Source organism: Nocardia sp. NPDC006630, from assembly GCF_040611495.1.
Taxonomy (GTDB): Bacteria; Actinomycetota; Actinomycetes; order Mycobacteriales; family Mycobacteriaceae; genus Nocardia.
In genome coordinates this window covers 182242-205762 of record NZ_JBEXOK010000010.1, presented here as the reverse complement: position 1 = coordinate 205762, position 23521 = coordinate 182242, and the positions used below count along the sequence as shown (strand labels likewise).

The following is a 23521-nucleotide window of genomic DNA, read 5'->3' as shown; positions in this document are numbered from 1 at the left end:
CCGCTACGGGTGCGGGAGCGTGCTGCGTTCGGTGGTCGTCGTACTCGACGTATCGCAGGCATAGGAGAGGCCGTGCTCCGGCGTTGTCGTCTTGCCGAGGCAGCCGAAGGGCACCGCGCCCGAGGAACTCACCTGCAGTCCGGAACCGGCCGATTGATCGGCGCACAGCAACCCGGTGCTGTCCATCCGGCAGTCGTAGTCGCCGAACGTGATTCGACTCCCGTACCCCAGCGTATTGCCGGTGCCCGAGGTGAACTGGCCCGGATCACCGTGCAGGCTGCCCACACCCACCGTGCTGCCGGGGTAATCGACCCAGCCGCCCACCCAGTTCCCGTGATTGTCACTCGGCTTCGGCGGTGGGTTGTCGAGTTGGACCAGACACGACAGACCGGTGGATGAGGAGGCGGCCCGGTCGTCGGTCATGCATTCGATCTTCTTGGTCGGGCTGACGAAGGCGATATCGGATCCGAGATCGTTGACCGTCCCGTCCGTAGTGGTGGCGGTGTGGAACTTCGAGATATCGACGGTGCTGCCCGCATGGATCCAGGACACCACCGCGGACAACGGCGCACCGGCGGCGGGCGCCGCGGCGGGCGCGGCCTTCCCGGACGTTGTGGCCCCGCTCGCCGAGGAGCTGACGGTGGTGGGCGCCGCGACATTCGACCCGCTCGGACCACATCCGGTCAGCAGCAGCGGGATCGCCGCCGCTCCCACTCCGTACCTCGCCCAGCGGTGCAGTCTCATCCGATGTTCCACCCTTTCGCGCCCGGCGGCGACGGCGCTCCGAAGCCGGTCAGAGTGTGGCACAACAAGTTTGTGCAACCCGCTATGGGTGGTAGAGCGCGCGGGCGCGGGCGGTGATCATGATCCGGCGGAGCCCGGCCGGAGCTGCTACGGAACCGAGACGGGGGAGTCGCAGCTGGCCGGGGGATCGACCAGCCCGCAGTCGGAGGGACCGCGCACCGGCACATAACTGGCGGGCACACCGTTCCTGGCGACGATCTGCCGGTAGGTGTCCACCGCCTCGGTGGGCTGGCGCGTCAGATTTCCGTCGGCGCGCACGTCCACCGTGTAGAGGCCGAAACGTGGTGCGTACGAGCCCCATTCGTAGTTGTCGGTAATGCTCCAGTAGTTGTAGCCGACCACGTTCATGCCGTCGGCCTTGGCGCGCTGCAGCCAGTAGACGGTATCGCGCATGTGATCGGAGCGGGTGTAGCCGTCCGCCCGCGGATTGCCCGCCTCGGTGGGCATCCCGTTCTCCACGACCCACAGCGGCTTGCTCGGGAACAGCTTCGAATAGTGTTGCAGCGCATAGTAGATGCCCTCGGGGCGTACCGGCAGATTCCACATGCCCACCGCCGTCGGGGCGGAGCCGTCGGGCTGGGCGACGGCATTGGACCTGGGCGGCTCGTAGCCGAAGTAGTAATCCACGCCGATGAAGTCGAGCTTGTCGCCGATGCGATCCATGAGCGGCCCGTTGACCTCGGACTCGGCCCCGGCGACATAGCCGACATTGCTGGTCACCTGCGCATTGGGCTGTACCTGGTGGATGTAGTCGTAGATCTGATTGTGCGCATCGCCGACCCGGTCGAGCATGGTGTCGGCGTCGGTATTGTTCAGCCGCACCTCATGCATGATGTAGGCGACCGGCTCATTGATGGTGACCCACACCGGGTTTCGCACGGCGTACCGGTCCACCACCTTGCGCATATTGGTGAGCCAGTCCGCCACGATGCCGGGATTGTTCCAGCCCCCGCGGTCGGCCTCCCAGCCCGGATACACCCAGTGATCGAGCGTCAGCATGGGCTGCATTCCGGCCTGGACAATGTCGTTGACGACCGAATCGTAGAAGGCGAACGCATTCTCGTCCCAGGCGTCCGGGGTGGGTTGCAGGCGCGCCCATTCGATGCCGACGCGGAAGACCTTCACCCCGAGCCCGGCGGCGAGGGCGATATCGGAGGGGTAGCGCGAGCGGAAGTCGATGGAGTTCTGATACGGGTCCCAGCTCGGATTGGCCGCGATATAGCGCAGCCAATTGCTGTCGGGCGCATGGCCCTCGGATTGAAATCCCGAGGCCGCGACACCCCATCGGAAGTTCTCGCCGAGCGACCCGTGCGCGGCGGAGGCCGCCGCCGGTGGGGTGGCGTGTCCGACGGCAGCCACCGGCAGCAGTGTCGAGGCCGTGGCTATCCCGGCCAGGACGAGTCGGCGCAGGCGTCTGTGCATCGGTGCTCCTCCTCCGGGACGAGTGGTCGAAATGTCCCGTTTGGAGGTTAACTGTTGGATTGCTGAAACTCGGTGCAGCAGGATGCGTGTCGCGGGACGGGCCGGTGCGGCTGGTCACATACCGCCGGTCGAGGTTCGAGGCGCAGTCGCCGCGCCGGTTACCGCGGCAGCGCCACCGGATCGGTGCAGCTCTCCAGCGCATCCACCAGTGAGCACGTGGTCGGCGCCCTCGTCGGCAGATAGTCCGCCGGAACACCCCCGTCGTGCGTGATGCTCCGGTAGGCCGCCACCGCATCGGTCGGGCGGCGGGTCAGCGCCGGATCGCCGAGTACATCCACCGTGTACAGCCCGAAACGAGGTGTGTAGGAACCCCATTCGTAATTGTCGGTCAGACTCCAGTAGTTGTAGCCCATGACGTTCACGCCGTCGGCCTTGGCGCGCTGGATCCAATACATGGTGTCGCGCAGATCATCCGCGCGGCTGTAGCCGTCGAAGCGCGGCTGCCCGTTCTCGGTGGGCATGCCGTTCTCGATGATGTAGAGCGGCTTGCCGGGGAACAGCTGCGCGAAATGGCGCAGCGTGTAATAGATGCCGTCGGCCTGCAGCGGCAGCTTCCACAGCGCCGACTGCGCGTACGCGGTGTATTCGGCGGCCACCTCGGCGGACATGCCGTAGTAGTAATCGATCCCGACGTAGTCCAGCTTGGCCGCGATCTTGTCCAGGATCGCGCCGTTGACCACCGGATCCGCCGCCGGAATGTAGGCGACATTGCTGGTGACCATCGCGCCGGGCTGCACCTGGTGGATGTAGTCGTAGATGCTGTTGTGCGCGGCGGCGAGCCGGTCCTGCATGGTGAGCAGGTCGGTGATCGGCAGCCCGCCGTTGCGCACCTCGTTCATCATGTACGCGGTCGGTTCGTTGATGGTCACCCACAGCGGATCATCGCCCGCGTACCGGTCCACCACGGTGCGCATATTGGTCAGCCAGTCCGACACCATGCCCGGATTGCCCCAGCCGCCGCGATCGGCCGCCCAGCCCGGATACACCCAGTGGTCCAGGGTCAGCATGGGCCGCATGCCCGCCGCGCGGATGGCGGCGATCACCCTGTCGTAGAAGGCGAATCCGGCCTCGTCCCACACCCCCGGCTGCGGCTGCACGCGCGCCCATTCGATGCTGAGGCGGTACACGTTCACGCCCAGATTCTTGGCGAGCGCGATATCGGAGGCGTAGCGGGTGTAGAAGTCGACGCTGTCGCCGTAGTGGTCGTAGTCGGGGTGCGTAGTGCTGTAGCGCAGCCAATTGCTGTCGGGCGCATGGCCTTCGGATTGGAAGCCCGCGGTGGCCACACCCCAGTAGAAGTCGCCGCCGAGCGGGGGCAGCGCGGCCGGGGCCGGGCGGGCCTGGGCGGGAACAGCACTCGCGAGCAGTGCGGTGGCGACCGCGGCCAGGGTGGCCAGCGCGTGACGGCGGGTGTGCGGTCGCAAGGGGACTCCTCATCGGGCGATCATTGAACTGGGCGGCCGTCCAGCATTATGGCGGACCCGGGCCCGCAGGACACGGGGTTCGCTCGAATGCGTCGATCCGATCGGGCGATCGAGATAGCGGGAGGCTAACTCCCGGGGCCCGAGATCCTCCAGCATTTCGAACCCCGTGTCGTTCGGCGATGCCAGGGCAGAGGTGCGGTGCGCCGGATGGCCGACGACGATCTCCGGAACCTGTACGCGCGCAATCGATCACACGTCCGATGACGGCCGCTGACCGGGCTGCGGCGGCTGACCCGGCTGACCGGGCTGACCTGGTTGACCGGGCTGACCTGGTTGACCGGGCTGCGGCGGCGGGCCGGGCCGGGGTGGCTGGCCCGGCTGCGGCGGCCAGCCCATGGTCGGCGGGGTGGGCGGCCAGCCCGGAACCTGCGGCATCTTCGGCATTTCCGGCATCGGCGGCATCTCGGGCATGGTGTGGAACGGCGCAGGCGGCGGAGGCACGATCGGCATCCCGCCCCCGCCTCCGCCGAACCGCTGGAACGCGGCCTGCCGGGAGGTCCCGAAGATCTCGCCGACCTCGGCCCAGGTGCGGCCCTCGTCGCGAGCCTGCTGCACTAGCGAGCGCAGGACATCGTCGACCACATTGTCGAGACTGCGCGCGGCCCGCAGTGCGGCCATGACCGAGGGGGTCGGTGTGCCCTCGGCCGGGTGCAGTACCTCGGAGACGAACGTGGCATTGGTGGACAACATTTTTGCCAGGATGGCCCGCTCATCGGCGGGGTCCCTGTGCTGTGCATCGGTCATGTGTAAACGATGCATTTACAAGCGGCACCTTGTCAAGGAATGATTTACATACCGCCGCTGCTCGGAGGTTGCCGAACCGCTATGCGGTCGCGCCACCGTCGATGACCAGATCGTGGCCGACCATGAAGCTCGACTCCGCGGAGGCCAGCCAGAGCACGGCGGCGGCGATCTCGGCGGGTGTGCCGACCCGTGCGACCGGGACGGCGGAACTGATTCGCGCGTCGCGATCGGCCCGGGTCTCATTGGGCCGGAAGGACATCGGAGTGTCGGTGGCGCCCGGGCTGACGGCATTGATCCGCACGCCGTCGGCAATGTGATCGCGCGCCGCGGTGCGGGTCAGCACGCTGACGGCGGCCTTGGAGGCGGCGTAGGCGGCCATGCCCGGACGCCGTCCGTGCGCACCGATATTGGAGGCCATATTGACGATGACTCCGCCGCCGTGCGCGCGCATATGCGCGATCTCGTATTTCATGGCCAGGAAGACGCCGGTCAGATTGACCCCCAGCACGGTCGACCACATATCCTCGTCGAGATCGGCGACGGGCGCGGCCTTGCCGAAGATCCCGGCGCTGTTGAACGCGATATGCAGGCCGCCGTGCCGGCGCACCACCTCGGCCACCAGCTCCGCGACCTGCGTGCCGTCGGTGACATCGGCGGCCACCCAGTCGATCGCGCCGTCGCCGGCGTGGATTCGGGCCGCGGCCGCGGCGAGGGTATCGGGGTTGTGGCCCGCCAGCACCACCGTGGCCCCGAGATCGGCGAAGGCCCGCGCCGTCGCACCGGCGATCACTCCCGCGCCGCCGGTGATGAGCACGACCTTGTCGTCGAAACGTGCGCCCATGGTTCAACCCTTCTTTCTGTAACGATCAGTCTTGAATCAGGCGAGTGCCGCGATCGCGACGTCGGCCGCGTCGCGTAATCGCGCCGCCGCGCCGGGTGTGCGCTCCAGCACCCGGACGCCCTGCAGGAAGACGAGCAGGAAACGTGCCGATGCCCGCGGATCCGTCTCCGGCCGCAGCTCGCCCTGGGCCTTGGCGCGCATCAGGGCTGACGTCAAAGTCGTTTCCAGATAAGCCCAACTGGCCTCGACCAGTCGCGCCACCCCCGGCTCCCGCGCCGCCAATTCCACCGCACTGTTGACGACCAGGCATCCGCAGTGCCGCCCATCGTCACCGGCGTCGCGCGTATAGCGCTCGATCAGCCCGCGCACGGCGGGCAGTACCGGCCCCGGCTGTGAGAGCTCGACCATGATCTGCGGATCGGTGAGCTCCATATACCGTTGCAGCGCAGCCTCATACAGCTGCTGCTTGCTTCCGAAGGTCGCATAGAGACTGGCCTTGCCGATCCCCAGGTGCTCGACCAGGTCGGTCATCGACGTCGCTTCGAACCCGCGCTCCCAGAACAGTTCCAGCGCCCGCTGCAGCACGGAGTCCGGATCGAACTCCTTGGTTCTCGCCATGCCGGGGACTGTAGCTGTATCTGGACTGATCGGTCAAAAAAGAAAGGTGAATACCGAACGGCCGTGCTCAGCGGAGCAGGTTGACGATCTGGCGGTACGCATTGCGGGTCGGTGGCGCCAGCTGCGACCAGGTGACCGGGCCGCCGCCCGCGAGGTGGGCGTCGTACGGAATCTCGGTCACGGCGCGCACGAACTTGCCCAGGTAGGTGCGAATGTGTTTGGCGACGCTCGGGCCGTCGCTGGGGTGCTGCCTGGTCACCACAATGACCGACTCGGCCAGATGATATTCGCTGTAATTGTCATCGAGCCAGATCAGAGCGGGTTTGAGGCGGTTCACGGCATCGGCGCGCGCGGCCAGGGTGATCACCAGCGCGATCCGCGAATCCGACAGCAGCGGCGCGATCATCGGATTGGTGACCGGGGACCCGCCGTCGTACACCGGCAGGCATCCGGCATCGCAGAGGCTGCGGTGCACTGAGGAGTAGCTCTCCCGTCGCGGCAGCGCCTCGGGCCCGCGCGGCAGGATGCCCACGCTGGAGCTGTTCTCGCCGCAGGTGTCGAGCACGGTGGAGGCCAGACCGCGGTGGCTCATGTTCAACCAAGTCTGCACGGTGCCCGCGGGATCGATGGCGTCGCAGCCGCGCCGGGCCAGATCGCCGCCGGTAGCGGTGGCATCGACCACGATCGGGGAATGCTCGCGATAGTTGTAGGACGCGGCGGTGGCGACGCCGAGGGCGGTGGTCGTGGTGCCGGCGCCGCCGGAGCTGCCCACCACGAGCACCGGCGGTAGGTCGGCCCACATCAGAAAACCATTGCCGCCGTGCAGGCGAACCAGATCGGTCGGCGCTCCGGGCGGAGCCGGGCGTAGCAGCAGGGACAGATCCGTCGGCGTCGAGGAAAGCCGGGCCGGGTGATCGGGGAAACGGTCGAACACTCGAAATTCCTTTGTGCGAGCGGCATTCGATTCTGCGGAATCGGGACGGTCGGCACGGGTCGATTCGACGGTGAATTCAGCGAGAAACAGTTCTTCTGTCATCGACTCGCCTCTCATCGACACCCACACCGTGCCGACGAGATACCCCTGCGCTACGACATCTTCGATGAGTCCTTCGGTTCCTGCTCCGCATACCCCCTACAGTCGCGCACCACCCTGTGCAGCTCTCAAAAGAACTGCCGTGCAACGTCTTTCAACTGCGCAAGATAATACACCGATCACCGCAGTGTGAGGGTTCGATGCGAATCACCGGCACCGCCGGGCCGAATCTGTTCCCGCACGACAGTTCGTCGTTAGCATCGTAGTCGTGATCAAGTGCAGAGCGCGCGGTGAATTGGGCCTGATTCTGCTCGCGGCATGCGCGCTTCTGACCGCATGCGGTGGCACAGAACAGCACACGCGGCATTCCTCGTCAGTCGCGCAGCCCACGATATCGGCTCTGCCGCAGCCGAGTTCGACGGTCGAGCCCACACCGCCCAGCCAGCCCACTCCGGCCGTACCGGTCGCGGTCGGCGAGGTGCCCGGCAATCCGCGTGCCGCGGCGGCCCTGCGGCCCTGGGTGCAGGATCTGATCGGCACCGATATCGATCAGCTGATAGGCAAATGCTGGACCATAGAACCCGCGCATGCGCGAGAGATGTACGCCGACAAGGCCGATATTCTCGCCGCCGTCGCACAACCGGGTATCGACGGACAATTCGCGGTGATCTGGAAGGGGCCGGTGCGGTCGGTGAGTGTGAAGCGCGCCGAAATCGCTTCCGGATATGCGTGCCCCTATGTCTACCCGGCCGGATCGGTGAACTTCTACACCGAGGCCGATGCGCGATACGCCGTGCAGCGCTACCTGTCCCGCTGGGTCGGTAAGCCGGTGGACGCCGACGACGTCGAGGGCAGGTATCCGCTCGTCTGCGCCGGATCGGTGCTGGCGAACAATCCCGGAAGGCTCACCGGCGTCACCGCATTCGGCACGCTCACCTCGAAGTCCACCGGTGATACCGGCGCCGAAGTCTCGGGGCCGGTGACGAATTCGTCGAACGTCACGCAGCCGATGACCTTTACGCTGTCCATCGGCGCCGGCGGCTACTGCATCGACAACATCAGCGGCTGACGGTTGCCGACTCCGGGCCCGATCGCGCGATACGGATAATGGGGGAGTACCGAAAGCGCCGATAGCGCGCCGCCGGCCGATTCATGACCGAAGTATGACGTCCCGGCAGGCTGGGGACTTTACGAGGCGTACCGCCCGTTGTACGGGCAGTACGAGACTCTCTTCACGAAGGAGGACGCGTGAGCGACACGCGGAAGGCGATTCTGGCCGGTGGCTGCTTCTGGGGCATGCAGGACCTGATCCGCAGGCAGCCGGGGGTGCTGTCCACGGAGGTCGGCTACACCGGCGGCCGCAACGACCACCCCACGTATCGCAATCACCCGGGCCATGCGGAGGCCGTGGAGATCACCTACGACCCGGCCCGGACCGACTACCGGGCACTGCTGGAGTTCTTCTTCCAGATCCACGATCCGTCCACGAAGGATCGGCAGGGCAATGACGTCGGCACGAGCTACCGCTCGGCCATCTTCTACCTCGACGACGAGCAGAAGCGCGTCGCCGAGGACACCATCGCCGATGTCGACGCCTCGGGCCTGTGGCCCGGCAAGGTGGTCACCGAGGTGACCCCGGCGCGCGATTTCTGGCGGGCCGAGCCCGAGCATCAGGATTATCTGGAGCGCTACCCCCAGGGCTACACCTGCCACTTCCCGCGCGCGGGCTGGAAGCTGCCGAAGCGCCAGACGGCGCAGTAGGACCGTCGAACGGAGACCTTTTCTGAAACATGTTCTAATTCAGAAAAGGTCTTCGAACTGACAAGGGGTCCGCCGCCGTGGTCGCATTCTTCACCGAGGTCGATGGTCGATACCTCGCCACCGAACTGGCGGTCAGCGCCTGGGCCCCGACGCAGGTCGCCGGCACCTCGGTCTGCGGGCTCCTGGCCCGCGAGCTGGAAACGCACAGCCCCGGAGCGGCCTTCATTCCCGCACGCTTCACCGCGGACCTCTTCCGCCCGGTACTGAACGAGCCGATCGCGCTGCGCAGTGAGGTCGTGCGGGACGGCACCCGGGTTCGCGTGATCGATGCCTCGATCGTGCAGGGCGGCGAGGTGCGGGCGCGGGCGAGCGTCATGTATCTGGCCATCGCGCAGCAGCCGCCCGGACAGGTGTGGCAGGCGGCGCGGCAATTGCCCACTCCCACAGACAAACTGGATGGCCCGCACGGTAATCCGCCGCTGTTCAAGGTCGGCGACCTGGACTGGACCGGCGACTTCGCCGCCGGCCAGAACGGTGAACGGAAATCCGTGTGGCACAACCTGCCCGCCCTGGTGGAAGGCGAACCCATCTCGCCGTTCCAGCGCGCCGCGTTTGTCGGTGATGCCACAAACCTGGTGTGCAACTGGGGAACCGAGGGCGTTGGCTATATCAACAGTGACGTCACCGTCACCATGTCCCGCCTGCCCGAGGGGGCCGAACTGGGATTGTTCGCCCAGGATCACGTCGCCGCGGACGGAATCGCCGTCGCCACGGCCACGCTGTACGACCGTCGCGGCCCGCTCGGCACCTGCGTGGTCACCGGCATCTCGAATGTGCGCCGCCAGGTGGATATGGTCGCTTTCGCCGAAAATCGCTTTACCGATGCCGAGTCGGCGTCGATCATCGTGCAGTGACTTCTACCCCGCAGGAACGCCTCAAACTGGTCGGCCGCGCGGAGCCCGCGGCTGCGGCGCTCACGTGGGCGATGAATCTCGACGACTCCGATTCGCCGCGCGATGTGATCGATGCGCTGGCGCTGGCGCTGTATGTCAGTGGTGAACAGCCGCACGCGGTTTCGCTCGAACTCGAGCACGTCAAGCCCGATGCCCCGCTGTGCCCCGACGATGCGCGGGTGCTGCGCACCAGCGATGACGACGGTATGCGCGCCACCCTGTCCGTGGGTGACGGCTGGACGCTGCGCGTCATCCGCCGCACCAACGGAACCGCGGTGCTCACCGTCTGCGCGATCACCGAGGCGCTGGCCCGCGATGTGCTCGCCATCTGCGCCGCCGATGCCACGGTGGAACCCGAATCCGATGCCAGCCAGGTGTCGATGGGCTTCTGGCACAGCGGAGCTCACGGCCCGCAGCGGCGCGAACGCCCCATTACCGCCGCCTCCTGGTCGGAGATCCACGGCAATTACGGCACCGATATCAGTGCGGCCATGCAGCGGCTGATGGCGCTGCGCGCCGACGATGTGACCGGCCGTCTGCTCCTGCTGCACGGTCCGCCGGGCACCGGAAAGACCTCCGCGCTGCGTGCGCTGGCCCGCGAATGGGCCGAGTGGTGCCAGGTCGACTGCATCCTCGATCCGGAGGTGCTGTTCTCCAATCCGGGCTACCTCATGGAGGTTGCCATCGGCGTCGATACCTACGACGAATCCAAGCGCCGCTGGCGACTGCTGGTGCTGGAGGACTGTGATGAACTCATTCGCGGCTCCGCGAAAGAGTCCACCGGGCAAGGTCTTTCCCGCCTGCTCAATCTCACCGACGGCATGCTCGGCCAGGGCCGCGATGTGCTGGTCGCCATCACGACCAACGAAAACCTCTCCCGCCTGCACCCGGCCGTCATCCGCCCGGGCCGCTGCCTGGCTCAGCTGGAAGTGGGCCGACTCTCGCCCGAGGAAGCCACCGCCTGGCTGAATCGCGAACTCGCGGACCGGCCGAAGCCGGTGGTGGGCCCGGAGGGAATGACGCTGGCGGAACTGATCGAATCCCGAGACGAACGCTCTCGAATTCAAGCGACCCCAACGCCTTCGGCCTCTGACACCGTCGGCTATCTGTAGTCGGCGCCCCGTCGAGGTGTAATCCGATCTGCCGCCGGAGGGTTCGGCCCGCTTCCCTTGACGGGCCGAACCCTCCGGATCGGCTGATGGCCTGGCGCTGAATCTCGGTATTCAGTGTGTGATTTCCGAGTGGGCAGTGTGGTATTCGCCTTCTGGGGATGTCCCGATGCGGCTAGGCGAAGCTAGCATTCGTGTTCTGTGCCAGCCAATGACAATACGTGCCAATCCATTCACGGAATGCGCGGCCTCGAATGACCGAAGCGGCTCGGCATTGAGGAATAGGTTTCGCGGTGCTGCCGAACCGAATTCGATATGTCGCGCCGGTGTGCGGGGCTCTCACGAATCGGTATGTGAGTCCGGGCCGTCGGCGCGCAACAGTTCGGCCAGCTCGTCCAGTAATTCCGAAACGCGTTGGCGCTGTGCGGGCATCAACTGCGGCAGCTCGGCGGCCAGGGCGGCGTCGATCGGCTTCCGCCCGCGTTTGCGCAACACATCCACCAGCATCACCGGGTCCACGCTCACCCGGACCCGGCGGCCGTCGGACGGATCGGGTTCGGTGCGCAGCAAACCGTCGTCGCGGTAGCGGGCCACGATGCGTGACACCAGACTCTGCACGATGGCGGTGCGATCGGTGATTTCGCGAATCGATGATTCCGGGTGCAGCGCAACATCTTCGATGACGGCGAATTCACTGGGCGCGAAGCGGCGCGAGCCGGTGGTGCCGGTGGCCGTGAAGGCGATGGTCCGCAGTCGGCGAGCGATGAGGTGCAGGCTGGCGGCGTCCATGACTGGCAATGTACATCACTAGTTATGTAATTTAGGATTCATCACTATGTATGGAATTGGTGAGCTTCCGCGTCTGATCAAGTACAGCCTCGACACTCAGATAAGCCTGGCGCGGCTGCGGCGGTCGCACACCCTCGAGGATCGGGTGGCGGGACGAACCGTGCTGGTCACCGGTGCTTCCTCCGGGATCGGGCGGGCAGCGGCTATCCGCATCGGAGCGGCCGGCGCGACCGTGGCGCTGGTCGCCCGGCGGGCGGAGGAACTGCGCGAGGTCGCCGCGGAGATCGAAACCGCGGGCGGCAAGGCCTCCGTGTACCCGTGCGACCTCAATGATTTCGATGAGCTCGATGCGATGGTGGCGCAGGTGCTCGCCGATCACGGCGGCGTGGACATTCTGATCAACAATGCGGGCCGTTCCATCCGGCGCCGGCTCGACGAGTCGTACGAGCGGTTCCACGATTACGAACGCACCATGAAGCTGAACTACTTCGCGCCGACACGGCTGATGCTCGCGTTCCTGCCCGGTATGCGGGAACGGCGCGACGGTCAGGTCGTTTCCGTACTGTCCCTGGCCGTGCTGTTCGGCGGCGCGGGATACAGCGCCTACATCGCCTCCAAGGCCGCTCTCGACTCGCTCACCGACAGCCTGCAGGCCGAAACCCTCACGGAGAACATACGATTCACCACGATCTACATGCCGCTGGTCCGTACGCCGATGATCGCGACCAATTCGCTGTACGTGAATGCGGTGGCGCTCACGCCCGAGCAGGGCGCGGCGGCCATCTGCGACGCCATCATCGATCGGCCGCGGCGCATCGGCCCGGTGCGGGGGCGTATTGCCAATCTGCTCGATCGCGTCGTGCCGGAGCGTTTCGACGTCGTTCGGAACGCGCGTTTCCAGCAAGGTATGTGAGCGCACAGAAAAGGGAAGGAGAGCGATCACTCCTTCCCACTCTCAACTTATATCGCACCCGGGGGCTTGCCGCAAGACCCGGGTCATGGCGCAGAATCGCTCATCAAGGCCGGAACCTGCAGAAATAGGAGTTGCGTGAAACCCTTGATGACGAGTGCCTTCGACCTGCCCGACCGTCTGGCCGCCAAGGCGGACCCGGCATTGATCGCCGAGGACGAGCGGCATTTCGCGGCGATCGGGACGAGTCTGGAGCAGTCCATCGCGGATCTGTCCGCTCGCCTCGATGCCGTGCGCAAGGCGCCTGTTTCCCTGGGGCAGGAGGCGGTGGAGCGGGATCAGGAGGTCCGTCAGCTGACCGCTCGGCTGCGTGCGCTCAGCCGCTTCGGGCTGGACCTGTGCCTCGGTCACATCATCAGCGCGGACAATCCCGAGCCGGTGTACGTCGGCCGGCTCGGCCTGACGGACAGCGCGGGTGAGCGACTGCTGGTGGACTGGCGTTCGCCGGCGGCCGAGCCGTTCTTCGGAGCGACACACGGCAATCCGATGGGTCTGGTCCGCCGCCGCAGGTATCGCTGGACCCTCGGCCGAATCAGCGACTACTGGGACGAGGTATTCACCGCGGACGGTCTGGAGAGCCGCGCCGCGCTGGACGATCAGTCCGCCTTCATCGCCAGCCTGGGCAGCAATCGATCGGCCCGCATGCGCGATGTGCTCGGCACCATCCAGGCTGATCAGGACGCCATTGTGCGTGCGGGCTCGCGCGGCGCGCTGGTCGTGGACGGCGGTCCCGGCACGGGCAAGACCGTTGTCGCCCTGCACCGCACCGCCTATCTGCTCTATTCGGATCCGCGACTCGCGCATCGCCGGGGCGGCGTGCTGTTCGTCGGCCCGCATCAGCCGTATCTGGCGTATGTCGCCGATGTGCTGCCCAACCTCGGTGAGGAAGGTGTGCAGTCCTGCACTCTGCGCGAACTCGTCGTCGAGGGTGCGACGGCAGCGGCCGAGACCGACCCGGAGGTGGCACGCCTCAAGTCCTCCGCGGATCTGGTGCGGGCGATCGACACCGCGGTCAAGTTCTACGAGGAGCCTCCGGCCAGGGGCATGACGGTCGCGACCGACTGGGCCGATATCTGGCTCAGTGCCGACGATTGGGCCGAAGCCTTCCGGGCGCCGGACCCGGGCACTCCGCACAATGAGGCGCACGAGCAGATCTGGCAGGTGCTGCTCGAGATCGTGAAGGACAAACACCAGGACGATGTTCCGGCCGACGAGCTCTGGAATTCGTTGCGGCAGAACAAGGAACTGCGCAGCGCGCTCAACAACTCCTGGACCTTGATCGAAGCGGCCGATCTGGTCGCGGACCTGTGGTCGGTGCCCGCCTACCTGCGCAAGTGCGCACCCTGGCTGAGCCCCGAGGAGGTCCGGACGCTGCAGCGCGCGGATGCCAAGGCCTGGACCGTATCCGATCTGCCGCTGCTGGATGCCGCCCGGCAGCGGCTCGGTGATCCGGATGCGTCCCGGCGCAAACGTCGGTACGAAGCCACGGTGGCGGTCGAACGCACGCGCATGTCGAATGTCATCGACAACCTGATCGCCTCCGCCGAATACGACGACGGTGAGGGCGTAATGACAATGCTGCGCCAGCAGGACCTGCGCGACAATCTGGTCGACGAGACCGCACTGCCCACCACCGACCCGGACCTGCTCGCCGGTCCCTTCGCCCATATCGTGGTGGACGAGGCGCAGGAGTTGACCGACGCGGAATGGCAGATGTTGTTGCTGCGCTGCCCTTCCCGCAGTTTCACCATTGTCGGAGATCGCGCGCAGGCCCGCCACGGCTTCACCGAGTCGTGGCAGGAAAGGCTCGAACGGGTCGGCTTCGATCGAATCAGCCTGGCGTCCTTGAGCATCAACTACCGGACGCCGGAGGAGGTGATGGCCGAGGCCGAGCCGGTCATTCGCGCCGCACTCCCGGATGCCAATGTGCCCACGTCGATTCGCAGCAGCGGTATCCCCGTCGTCCACGGTTCCACTGCGGACCTGGGCTCGATCCTGGACGCCTGGCTCGCCGAGCACGACGAGGGAATCGCCTGTGTCATAGGCGATCCGGAGTTCCCGCCGACACCCCGAATCCGATCGCTGACCCCGGAACTGGCCAAGGGGCTCGAATTCGACCTGGTCGTCCTCATCGACCCGGAGGAGTTCGGCGAGGGCATCGAGGGAGCCGTCGACCGCTACGTCGCAATGACCCGAGCGACCCAGCAACTCGTCATTCTCACCAGTCCCTGACGCCCACAGCGGATCTTGCGGTAGTGCGGCCATCGGCGATACGCTGAATTTTGTCTCAGACGGTGAGGGTCAGCCATGGTCGGCGAGGTCAATTCAACACTTCGGCGATTCCTGCGCCCACCCGAAGGCGTGGTCCGCACCCGCACCGACCATGGCATGACCGATGAGATGGCAATCGTCATCGACGCAGCGCCGCAAGAACTGTGGGATCTGATCACCGACGTCACCGGCATGGGCAGATGGAGTACAGAGAATCGCCGCGGCCGGTGGCTCGGCGGCGCTTCAGGTCCGCAGGTGGGCGCCTGGTTCGTCGGTGTCAATCGCATCGGTCCGGTTGTGTGGGTCACGCCGTGCGAGGTCACCGTCGCCAGGCCCCTGGCGCACTTCGAGTTCCAGGTCCACATCGTGGGCCCGCGTTGGGGTTACCGCCTCGAGCCTGATCCGGGCGGGACGCTGATCACCGAATATCGTGACTGGTCCTACTCCTCCGGATTCAATCGTCTCCTGCGCTGGTCCGGTCCGCTCGGCAAGCCCCGGGACAACCATGCGCTGCACGGCATTCCCGAGACTCTCCGAGCGCTGAAGCAGCACGCCGAATCACGATCCCGGACGTAGTAGCATTGCGTATTGAGCTGGCGCTCACGCTTTTACGGCGTTCCATGCCGCCTGGCCGAGGGTCGGGGCGGCGCCGAGCATGTCGAAATCTGCCGAGCGCGCGAGCCACAGGCGGGCGTATTCGACGCACGGTCCCATCCACAGGGCCTGGCACAGCCTGGGCGGCAGGGGTTTGATGCGGCCCTTCTTCACGTGTGGCTGCAGCCAGGCCGTCGCTTCGCCGTAGAAGTGCTCGTTCAGGGCGTTGATCACCGGCCGGGATTCGTCGATGATCTCGTACTCGCGGCAGTGGAACAGATAGCGCGCCCGCAGCTCGTTGGCGGCGACCCATTCCAGGTGGGTGCGAACGGAGCCTTCGATTCCGCCGCGTGCGGTCGAATTGCTGTGCAGGGCAGCGAGATAGGCGTCGAAGTAGTCGCGCAGCGTCTCGATGTACAACTCGGCGGCCACGCCCTCCTTACTTCCGAAGAAGTGGTAGATGCTGCCCACGCTGGCCCCGGACGCGCGGTGCAGCACCTCGACGGTGGTGCCCGCCACCCCGCTTTTCAGATAGACGGTCAGCGCGGCGTCGAGGATGGCGCGCCGGCGCACAACGCCGGCATTCGAGGAAGTGGGCACCCTCGAACGATACCGAACCGGCCACGGAACTAGAAAAGCGTTCTAGAATATCGTTCTAGTTTGACGAGATTGTTTGAGCCGGAAGGGCTGTGGCGTATGAGCACGAGTACCAACGACCGCACGACGGAGGAAGCACGGCGGGTGAATCCGGTCGATGTGGCACTCGGTATCGCCTGCGTGGTGTGGGTGGTGATGACGCTCTGGTCGGGAATTCAGACCGGCGGCAAGGGCTTACCGGTGATCCCGCAGACGATCACGTCGCTGGCGCTCGTGGTGGCGGTGTTCGGCCACATGCTCAAACACCTCGGCGTCAAGCTCGCCGCTGCGTATTTCGTGATCGGATCCGTGATCGAGTGGTCCTTCGAACAGGCCAATATCTCGTTCAGTGGCTTCGTGTGGGGCGATCTGCGCTACGGCGATCTGGCGATGATGGGTCCGCATATCGGGAGTGTTCCCCTCTTGGTTCCGCTGGCGATGGTCGCGCTGCTGTGGCCGGTGTACGTGATCATCAATGTGGTGCTCGACGGGAAGATCGTGGTGAATCCGCGCTCGCTGCGGCCCTGGCAGGTGGTGTGGCGCTGCGTGCTCTACGGCATGCTGCACGCCTGGCTCGCCTTTCTCACCAATGGTTTCTGCACGAAGTTCGGTGTCTACGAATGGGTCGGCAAGTCCAAAGCTCTTGCGCCGCAGGACTCGTTCTTCGGCGACCCGCAATTGCCGATCGGATGGACGGTCTGGGGGTTCCTCACCACCCTTGTCGTCTCGTTCATACTCATCCCCGCCTTCGGTAAGGAAGCGCTCGTCCGATCGGAGACCCGTCCACTCAGCTGGGTCGACGCCGCACCGATCGTGGTCATCGGCTCGTACGCATTCGCACTGTTCCTCAACCCGGTGAACAAATCCGTCGGCAGCGTCATCCTGTTCATGTTCGGATTCATCTCGCTGCTGGCGCTGTATCGCTTCGCGGCGGTCCTGCTGGAGCAGAGCCGATCCGGTCGAGAAGTCGCGACAGCCGAGTAAGCACGTCGGCTCGCTGGAAGATCGTGGTGTTCCTGGATGTTTCTCTCGCCATGCAGATCAGTGAAGCGTCCAGGGCCACCGGTGTGAGTGCCCGATCGTTGCGCCACTACGAGGCGGAGGGGTTGATCGTCTCCGGCCGGTGCAGTAACGGGTTTCGCGACTACTGCCGGTCCACTATCGACCGGGTGCTCGTCATCCGCTCGCTGCGGGAGTCCGGGTTGCCCGTGCGGTTGATCAGGGAAGTGCTGCCCTACCTCACGGGCGAACCCGGCGGCGGGGATGCGGTGTGCGAGGAGTTCCTGCGCGAGGTGCAGACCTATCGCGATCGGCTCGCCGCACGTGCCGCCGATCTCGCCGCTCAGCAGGCGGCGCTCGACGCCTACCTGCGGACGGCCCGCCGCACCGCCGTGTGGCCGACGCCACGTTGACCTTGACGTAAGCGTGAAGCTTCTACGTTCACCGCATGGGAATCGATGAGCAGCAGCACATTCCGGGCCGGACGGTGCGGGCACTGGTCCAGCGGTCGGATCAGGGTCCGAAGGACCTGACCCTCACGACCGACGGACTGCGCCCCACCCCGGGGCCCGGCGAATACCTGATCCGCGTGCTCGCCGCCGGGATCAACTTCGCGGACGTCATGCAGACGCACGGAACATACGATGGCGGCCCGCAAGCGCCCTATGTCGCCGGGTTCGAAGCCGCAGGCGAGATCGTGGCCGCCGGCCCGGGTATCGAGACACCGCATCAGGTCGGCACCCACGTTGTGGGCAGCGGTCCCGGCGCGTTCGCGCAGTACATGATCATGCCCGCTGCGGGTGTGCTCCCCGTGCCCGCTGGTTGGAGCGATGCCCAGGCGCTCGGCCTGGTGCTGAACTGGGCAACCGCGCTGGCCGCGCTGAAGCCGTTGGGCGAGATCAAGTCCGGTGATGTGGTGCTGGTCTACGCGGCGGCCGGAGGTGTGGGACAGGCCGCCGTCCGCCTCGCCCGCCACTACGGTGCCCGGGTAGTCGCCACGGCCTCGCCGGCCAAGCACGCCATTGTCCGGGCGCTCGGCGCCGACGAGGTCCTGGACAGCACACGCCCCGATCTCGCAGCGGAGATCCTCCGACTGACAGGCGGGGTCGATCTGGTCCTGGAATCGGTGGGCCAGGCCACGTTCGAGACAAGCCTGTCGGTCACCAGACCGGTGACCGGACGGATCGTGGTCTTCGGCGCCGCATCCGGCCACGCCAGCCTGACCACCCGCGACCTGATCTTCCGCCACCGTGTCCAGATCAAGGGCCTGCACATCGGCGATCTGGCGACCGCCGCACCGGACCTCTACCAGTCGTTGCTGCTCGAGCTCGAGTCGCTCATCGCCGTCGGCGTGTATCAGCCCGGAGTCCCTCAGATTCACGCGCTGGCCGAAGGCCCGGAAGTCCTGCAGCAACTCGAAACCGGTCGGACCAGCGGCAAGTACGCCCTCGATCCCTGGCGCTAGAACCGAGCGCCCGCGTCTTGATCGTGGTGTCGAGTTCAGGAATCGTCGTTGGTGCTGCTCTGCCCCTCAGAGGCCGAGTTTGGTAACGGCGTTGTCTTCCAAGGGGTTTGCGGTGCGGATGTAGCCGTGGACGGTGCGGGGATTGGACCAGCGGCCCTGGCGCATGATCTCGCGATCGCTGGCCCCGCCGAGGGCGGCCTGGGTGGCGAAACCGGCGCGGAGGGAGTGGCCGGAGAAGAGGTCGGGGTCCAAGCCCGCGCGGGCCGCATAGCGCTTCACGAGTTCGGCGACGGCTCGGCCGGACATGGGGGAGTCGGCCAGGCCGCCATGGCGAGAGATGGTGGGGAACAACGGAAGTGCCGGATCGGTGAGGGTGGTGCCGGTGAAACCGTGGCAGCGGTGGATGTGGGTGTCCGAAGACGGGTGGGCGGTGACCCAGGCGCGCAGGTCGTTATCGGCGAAGTGCGCCTCGCGCAGGCGAATCCAGTCCGCGAAGGCGCAGACCGGACAGGTGTGCGGGCGCTGACCGCGGGGGAGGACCACCCGCTGCTCGTTGACACCGGTGGGGTCGGTTTTGGTGGTGGGGAGATGGATGAGCAGCAGGGGCTCACCGCTGGCGTGATCGGTGTCGACGCGGACATCGGTGATGCACAATCCGGCGATCTCACTGCGGCGCAGCGCTCCTGCGAAGCCGACCAGCAGCAGCAGGGTGTCGCGGCGGCGCGCGGGTTCGGTGGGCCAGCCCGGTGCCGGGAGCTCGGCGAGCAGTTGGTCGAGGGTGTGCAGGAGTACGGGCCGTTTGCGCTTCGGCAGTGTGCGCCGGGTGCGGCGGATACCGCGCAGGGTCAGGCGAACCACATCGGCGCGGGTGGGGGACGGGAGGCCGTTGGCGGCGTGCACGGCTGCCAGCGCCGCGGACTTGCGTTCGAGAGTGCCTGCGCTGAAGGCCCATTCGCCGTTCGCCCGCCGGGCGTCCGCGGCGGCCGCGAGGTAGACCGCCACATCCAGGGCGTCCGCGGGCAATGCCTGCCGCCCCTCGGCCAGACACCACGCGGCCCAGGCGATCCAGTCGGTCCGATAGGCGCGCAGCGTATTCGCGGACTGGGACGCCTCGAGATAGCGGCGCAGCGACCCGGCCTGCTGATCGTCGAACCGTTCCCGAACCAGGTGCAGCGCCGCGGAATCCACCAGCACACTGCGCACGCCACGCCGCAATTCGGTGCGCACCGCCTCGGGCACCGCGATGACGGCGCCGTGCAGGGTGTCATCGGACAGGCTGTTATCGGACTGCTCGGCGGGCTGCGCTGCACTGCGACCGGACATGCGCCCGACCCTACGGCACCGCGCGCGGTCGGCCCGTTGCACACGACAGTAGTGTCGGGTGGCGAATATTCCCGGCGACTCAGGAGACGAGTTTGCACATCGAAGCCACCTCGGAAAATCGTTCGTTTCCCCTGCTGCAGCAGCCGATTCACGTGCCCGACAGCGTGCTGGAGGATCTGCGGCAGCGGCTGGCGCTGACCCGCTGGTCCGATGATGCGGGCAATGCGGACGGCTCCTACGGCGTGCCCAAGGCGTATCTGCAGCAGCTCGTCGAGTACTGGCGCACCGAGTTCGACTGGCACACCGCCGAATCCGCCATCAACGCCTATGAGCACTACCGGGTCGAAATCGACGGTGTGCCGGTGCATTTCATGCGCAAGCCGGGTGTCGGACCCGCTCCGACCCCGCTGATCCTCACGCACGGCTGGCCCTGGACGTTCTGGCACTGGTCCAATGTCGTGGACGCGCTGGCGGATCCGGGCGCGCACGGCGGTGACCCGGCCGACGCCTTCGATGTGATCGTCCCGTCCTTCCCCGGCTTCGGCTTCTCCACGCCCGTCCCCGACCGCCCCGACCTGAACTTTTGGAAGGTCGCCGATATCTGGCACACCCTCATGACGGAGGTGCTGGGCCATGCCAAATACGCTGCCGCGGGATGTGATGTGGGCGCGCTGGTCACCGGCCAGCTCGGTCACAAATACGCCGACGAGCTCTACGGCATCCACATCGGCTCGGGTCAGCGCCTGGACCTGTTCAACGGCGACCGTGCCTGGGACATCACCGGTGGCCGCCCCATCCCCGAGGGTCTGCCCGCCGATGTGCACGCCCGAATCGTGGAGCTGGAGAAGCGCTTCGCCGTCCACCTGTCCGCGCACATGCTCGCCCCCAGCACCCTCGCCCACGGCCTCTCCGACTCCCCGGCAGGCATGCTGTCCTGGATTCTCGAGCGCTGGACCACCTGGAGCGACAACCACGGTGATATCGAAACCGTCTTCAGCCGGGACGAGTTGCTCACCCACGCCACGATTTACTGGGTAACCAATTCGATCAGCACCTCAATGCGCATCTACGCCAACCACAACCGCTACCCGTGGGAGCCCTCCCACGATCGGCAGCCCGCGATAGAAGCCCCCACCGGCATCACCTTCGTCGCCCACGAAAACCCACCCGGCGTCACCACCGCCGACCGCGTCTCCCACTTCCTGACCACCGACCGCGCCGACTGGTACAACCACGTCAACCTCACCGCCCACGAACACGGCGGCCATTTCATCCCCTGGGAGATCCCGGACGAATGGGTAACCGACCTGCGCCGCACCTTCCACGGGCGGCGTTGACAGGGTCGCCCGACAAATTTGCAGGGGGGTGGCGTCAGGAGGTCGCGCTCGGTGACAACCAGTCCAGTTGCCGAGCTCGGCCCAGATCGTCGCGGGCAGCCCAGTGTTCGATCACCATGCCGTCCGACATGCGCATCCAATGCGTTTGCGCGACCGAGAATCTCTTCCCGGTGCCGGGAAACACCTGATCCACTTCGCCCTCGGTGTTGTAGACGACGAACGAACCGACCTGTCGGCCAGTCATAATGGTGTCCAGGCACACGAGATCTCCATCGGCTACAGCGTGCCGGATCTCGTGACGCATATCGGTGAAAGCCGCCCGCAGCCACAACGCCGTGGAGTAGAAACCATGGGGCCCTCGCAGCCGGGTCGTCGGTGGCTCATGCAGGCTCTCGCGATTCCGCGCATCGGGATGAATGACAGCCTCGAAGTCGGCGCGAGTTCCGGTTGCCATGATCTCGAGACTGCGCACAGCCACGGCCTTCGAGTTGGTAGGTGCGCTCATGCGGCTCCCAAAAGCAGTAAACGAGGTCGGGCCCGGTGCCGGCGACACCGCACTCCGATCAACGACGCCTTTCCGCTCGGTCTGTCGTTGTCGGCATGTTATTGACGATCACGGATCCGAGCGCCGCGTTCATTCCCAGTCACGGGAAGACCGGCCGTCGACGTGGTGGAGAGAGCCTCCGACGGCGAACGCGGCACCGAACATCCGAAACCGCCAGTGTGGCAACCCAATCCGATCCGATAGAATGGAGCCGGCAATGACATGGTCGATACCGCAAATCACGACCGGTGCGGAGCGCCGTCTGCTCGAGTACATGCTCGACCGCAACCGGGCCGAATTGATCAATACGGTGCGCGGGCTGTCCGAACACGATGCCCGCCGCCGCCTCGTCGCATCCCTGACTACTCCGATCGGACTGCTCAAGCACGCCGCGGTCGCTGAACGGATCTGGTTCCAGCACGTTTTGGCCGGACTCCCCGAGAGTGAATGCGACGGTGGCACAACGCCGGGCGACGCCAGTTTCGTTGTCGACGACAACGAGACCCTGGCCGACGTGATCGCCGAATTCGAGCGCGCCAGTGCACGTTCCCGCGCAATCGCGGCCCAATTCGACCTCGACGACGTCAAGGCGCACCCCCGCGTCGGGGACGTCAGCCTCCGCTTCATCTACCTGCTCGCGCTCGAGGATTTCGCGCGTCACGCCGGTCACGGCGATATCCTCACCGAGCAGATCAACCACCCCACGCCACCGGGCCTCGACGGTCCAGGACCCTCTTAGCCGAGTTCACCGCGCGGTTCACTGAAAAGCCCTGTCCACCATGGAATGTCCCATCTTGCGGCACGCCGTCCAGTCCGAAACGATTGTGAGACAGCGTCGGCGGAAAGTAGGTTCCGGTGAGCATGGGGGAGGCGCAATCACATGGCTGCACAACCGAACTGGCGGGAAACCTGGATCGGCCAGCTCTTCACCGTCGCGGCACTTCTACTCGGCGTAGTCTCGTCGATCGGAATATTCCTCGGATGCCAACGCGGGCAGTGGTTTCTGGTTGTGTTGGCGGCAGTAGTGCTAGCGGCCTGCATCCCGATCGTCATACCAGCGGTGATCGCAGATCTTCTCGGCCAGGCCATGCTCGCCGTGATGATTCTGACGCTCCCAATGCTGCTCGTCCCGCGCGGCAGACGCTGGTGGCTAAGGACGTGGGGCCCCGCACTCGCGGGCTCCCCGACCCGAAAACCATCTCCTGACAGCGAATCCATTCCTGTAGTCGCCGACAGTATCCCATCGCAGAAAGAGCTCGAACACCTCCTCGAAATGATGGACGCCGCCGACCCGGCCGTCTGGTCGAAGACTGCGAGAGACCAGCTTTCGGTCCCGAGATTCCTGGAACTGAACCCAGAATTCCCAGCCAACGCCAGATCCCAGTTCTCGCACCTTCTGCAATCCCGATGGATGACGACATCCCACTACCTCGACCTGACGGGCGTCCTGATCGAGGATGACGACCTGCTCTACGACTTCCTTGAACGTTCCTATCGATACATCTTCGAGGCCGACAACCCTGTCGACCCCCCAGCCTCACCGTCTCAGACCGCACCAGTGGGGGCTCGAAACGGTCGGCCGACTAAATGCGGTGTGGTCCGGTGATTGATGTCAGGAGCAGATTCGATTCGAGTTCTTGGCAACGATTCAGATCGACGCCCCCAAGAACGCACCGCGCTCTGTTCGTATCTGACCTGGCAGACTCGCTCACTGTGTCAACAGCTGATGAGTCTCCGGTCGCACCGCCTCTGCCTCCACATCCG

The 23521-nt window shown here is 66.0% G+C and carries 24 protein-coding genes; 13 read left to right on the top strand and 11 right to left on the bottom strand.

Annotated features, from left to right (window positions below):
• Positions 1–3: 3 nt before the first annotated feature.
• The 7 genes from ABZX86_RS29335 to ABZX86_RS29305 all read right to left on the bottom strand — a co-directional run bounded on the left by ABZX86_RS29335 (position 4) and on the right by ABZX86_RS29305 (position 6907).
• Complete coding sequence (locus ABZX86_RS29335; RefSeq protein WP_355127894.1) at positions 4–744, bottom strand: hypothetical protein; 741 nt, start codon at positions 742–744, stop codon at positions 4–6.
• 147 nt (positions 745–891) lie between these two features.
• Positions 892–2226 carry a family 1 glycosylhydrolase gene (locus ABZX86_RS29330; RefSeq protein WP_355127893.1) on the bottom strand — a complete coding sequence of 445 codons (1335 nt, stop codon included), beginning with the start codon at positions 2224–2226 and terminating at the stop codon, positions 892–894.
• Positions 2227–2384: 158 nt separating this feature from the next.
• Positions 2385–3710 carry a family 1 glycosylhydrolase gene (locus ABZX86_RS29325; RefSeq protein ID WP_355127892.1) on the bottom strand — a complete coding sequence of 442 codons (1326 nt, stop codon included), beginning with the start codon at positions 3708–3710 and terminating at the stop codon, positions 2385–2387.
• A gap of 249 nt (positions 3711–3959) precedes the next feature.
• Positions 3960–4514, bottom strand: coding sequence for a hypothetical protein (locus tag ABZX86_RS29320; protein ID WP_355127891.1), 555 nt, complete (start codon positions 4512–4514; stop codon positions 3960–3962).
• A gap of 79 nt (positions 4515–4593) precedes the next feature.
• Positions 4594–5355, bottom strand: a complete 762-nt coding sequence (locus ABZX86_RS29315; protein ID WP_355127890.1) for an SDR family oxidoreductase — start codon at positions 5353–5355, stop codon at positions 4594–4596.
• A 36-nt stretch (positions 5356–5391) separates the two neighbouring features.
• Entirely contained in the window at positions 5392–5973 is a 582-nt protein-coding gene (locus ABZX86_RS29310) for a TetR/AcrR family transcriptional regulator (protein WP_355127889.1), read from the bottom strand.
• A 67-nt stretch (positions 5974–6040) separates the two neighbouring features.
• Positions 6041–6907, bottom strand: a complete 867-nt coding sequence (locus ABZX86_RS29305) for a hypothetical protein (RefSeq protein ID WP_355127888.1) — start codon at positions 6905–6907, stop codon at positions 6041–6043.
• Positions 6908–7274: 367 nt separating this feature from the next.
• Between ABZX86_RS29305 and ABZX86_RS29300 the strand changes: the two genes are divergently transcribed.
• From ABZX86_RS29300 to ABZX86_RS29285, 4 genes are all read left to right on the top strand, one after another.
• Complete coding sequence (locus tag ABZX86_RS29300) at positions 7275–8075, top strand: hypothetical protein (protein WP_355127887.1); 801 nt, start codon at positions 7275–7277, stop codon at positions 8073–8075.
• Positions 8076–8254: 179 nt separating this feature from the next.
• A complete protein-coding gene (msrA, locus tag ABZX86_RS29295; RefSeq protein ID WP_355127886.1) occupies positions 8255–8767 on the top strand; it encodes a peptide-methionine (S)-S-oxide reductase MsrA in 513 nt (170 codons plus the stop codon).
• 77 nt (positions 8768–8844) lie between these two features.
• Positions 8845–9681, top strand: coding sequence for an acyl-CoA thioesterase domain-containing protein (locus ABZX86_RS29290; RefSeq protein WP_355127885.1), 837 nt, complete (start codon positions 8845–8847; stop codon positions 9679–9681).
• Positions 9678–10832 (top strand): DUF5925 domain-containing protein, encoded by a 1155-nt coding sequence (locus ABZX86_RS29285; protein ID WP_355127884.1) that lies wholly within the window; start codon positions 9678–9680, stop codon positions 10830–10832. The genes ABZX86_RS29290 and ABZX86_RS29285 overlap by 4 nt, the downstream gene beginning before the upstream one ends.
• Before the next feature lie 336 nt (positions 10833–11168).
• Here the strand turns inward: ABZX86_RS29285 and ABZX86_RS29280 are convergent, their stop codons facing one another.
• The gene (locus ABZX86_RS29280; RefSeq protein WP_355127883.1) at positions 11169–11618 is read right to left on the bottom strand and encodes a helix-turn-helix domain-containing protein; all 450 of its coding nucleotides are present in this window, start codon (positions 11616–11618) and stop codon (positions 11169–11171) included.
• A 46-nt stretch (positions 11619–11664) separates the two neighbouring features.
• On the opposite strand from ABZX86_RS29280, the gene ABZX86_RS29275 reads away from it, so the two are divergent.
• From ABZX86_RS29275 to ABZX86_RS29265, 3 genes are all read left to right on the top strand, one after another.
• On the top strand, positions 11665–12531 hold the full coding sequence (locus ABZX86_RS29275) for an SDR family NAD(P)-dependent oxidoreductase (RefSeq protein ID WP_355127882.1): 867 nt from the start codon (positions 11665–11667) through the stop codon (positions 12529–12531).
• A 135-nt stretch (positions 12532–12666) separates the two neighbouring features.
• On the top strand, positions 12667–14820 hold the full coding sequence (gene helR / locus ABZX86_RS29270; protein ID WP_355127881.1) for an RNA polymerase recycling motor ATPase HelR: 2154 nt from the start codon (positions 12667–12669) through the stop codon (positions 14818–14820).
• A 75-nt stretch (positions 14821–14895) separates the two neighbouring features.
• Positions 14896–15435 (top strand): SRPBCC family protein, encoded by a 540-nt coding sequence (locus tag ABZX86_RS29265; RefSeq protein ID WP_355127880.1) that lies wholly within the window; start codon positions 14896–14898, stop codon positions 15433–15435.
• Between the two features lie 24 nt (positions 15436–15459).
• Here ABZX86_RS29265 and ABZX86_RS29260 read toward each other — a convergent pair whose 3' ends face one another.
• Positions 15460–16053, bottom strand: coding sequence for a TetR/AcrR family transcriptional regulator (locus ABZX86_RS29260; RefSeq protein ID WP_355127879.1), 594 nt, complete (start codon positions 16051–16053; stop codon positions 15460–15462).
• 96 nt (positions 16054–16149) lie between these two features.
• Here ABZX86_RS29260 and ABZX86_RS29255 point away from each other — a divergent pair, with 96 nt between their 5' ends.
• Genes ABZX86_RS29255 through ABZX86_RS29245 form a run of 3 tightly spaced genes read left to right on the top strand, consistent with a single transcriptional unit; the run spans position 16150 to position 18553 of the window.
• Entirely contained in the window at positions 16150–17073 is a 924-nt protein-coding gene (locus ABZX86_RS29255) for a hypothetical protein (RefSeq protein ID WP_355127878.1), read from the top strand.
• A 50-nt stretch (positions 17074–17123) separates the two neighbouring features.
• Positions 17124–17501, top strand: a complete 378-nt coding sequence (locus tag ABZX86_RS29250; RefSeq protein WP_355127877.1) for a MerR family transcriptional regulator — start codon at positions 17124–17126, stop codon at positions 17499–17501.
• Positions 17502–17536: 35 nt separating this feature from the next.
• Positions 17537–18553, top strand: coding sequence for a zinc-binding dehydrogenase (locus ABZX86_RS29245; protein WP_355127876.1), 1017 nt, complete (start codon positions 17537–17539; stop codon positions 18551–18553).
• A 66-nt stretch (positions 18554–18619) separates the two neighbouring features.
• Here ABZX86_RS29245 and ABZX86_RS29240 read toward each other — a convergent pair whose 3' ends face one another.
• Entirely contained in the window at positions 18620–19876 is a 1257-nt protein-coding gene (locus ABZX86_RS29240) for a site-specific integrase (RefSeq protein ID WP_355127875.1), read from the bottom strand.
• A gap of 92 nt (positions 19877–19968) precedes the next feature.
• Between ABZX86_RS29240 and ABZX86_RS29235 the strand changes: the two genes are divergently transcribed.
• Complete coding sequence (locus ABZX86_RS29235) at positions 19969–21213, top strand: epoxide hydrolase family protein (RefSeq protein ID WP_355127874.1); 1245 nt, start codon at positions 19969–19971, stop codon at positions 21211–21213.
• A gap of 34 nt (positions 21214–21247) precedes the next feature.
• Here the strand turns inward: ABZX86_RS29235 and ABZX86_RS29230 are convergent, their stop codons facing one another.
• The gene (locus ABZX86_RS29230; RefSeq protein WP_355127873.1) at positions 21248–21718 is read right to left on the bottom strand and encodes an ester cyclase; all 471 of its coding nucleotides are present in this window, start codon (positions 21716–21718) and stop codon (positions 21248–21250) included.
• 256 nt (positions 21719–21974) lie between these two features.
• Between ABZX86_RS29230 and ABZX86_RS29225 the strand changes: the two genes are divergently transcribed.
• Positions 21975–22496 (top strand): DinB family protein, encoded by a 522-nt coding sequence (locus ABZX86_RS29225; RefSeq protein WP_355127872.1) that lies wholly within the window; start codon positions 21975–21977, stop codon positions 22494–22496.
• 141 nt (positions 22497–22637) lie between these two features.
• Complete coding sequence (locus ABZX86_RS29220; protein ID WP_355127871.1) at positions 22638–23363, top strand: hypothetical protein; 726 nt, start codon at positions 22638–22640, stop codon at positions 23361–23363.
• The last annotated feature ends 158 nt before the right edge of the window (positions 23364–23521 follow it).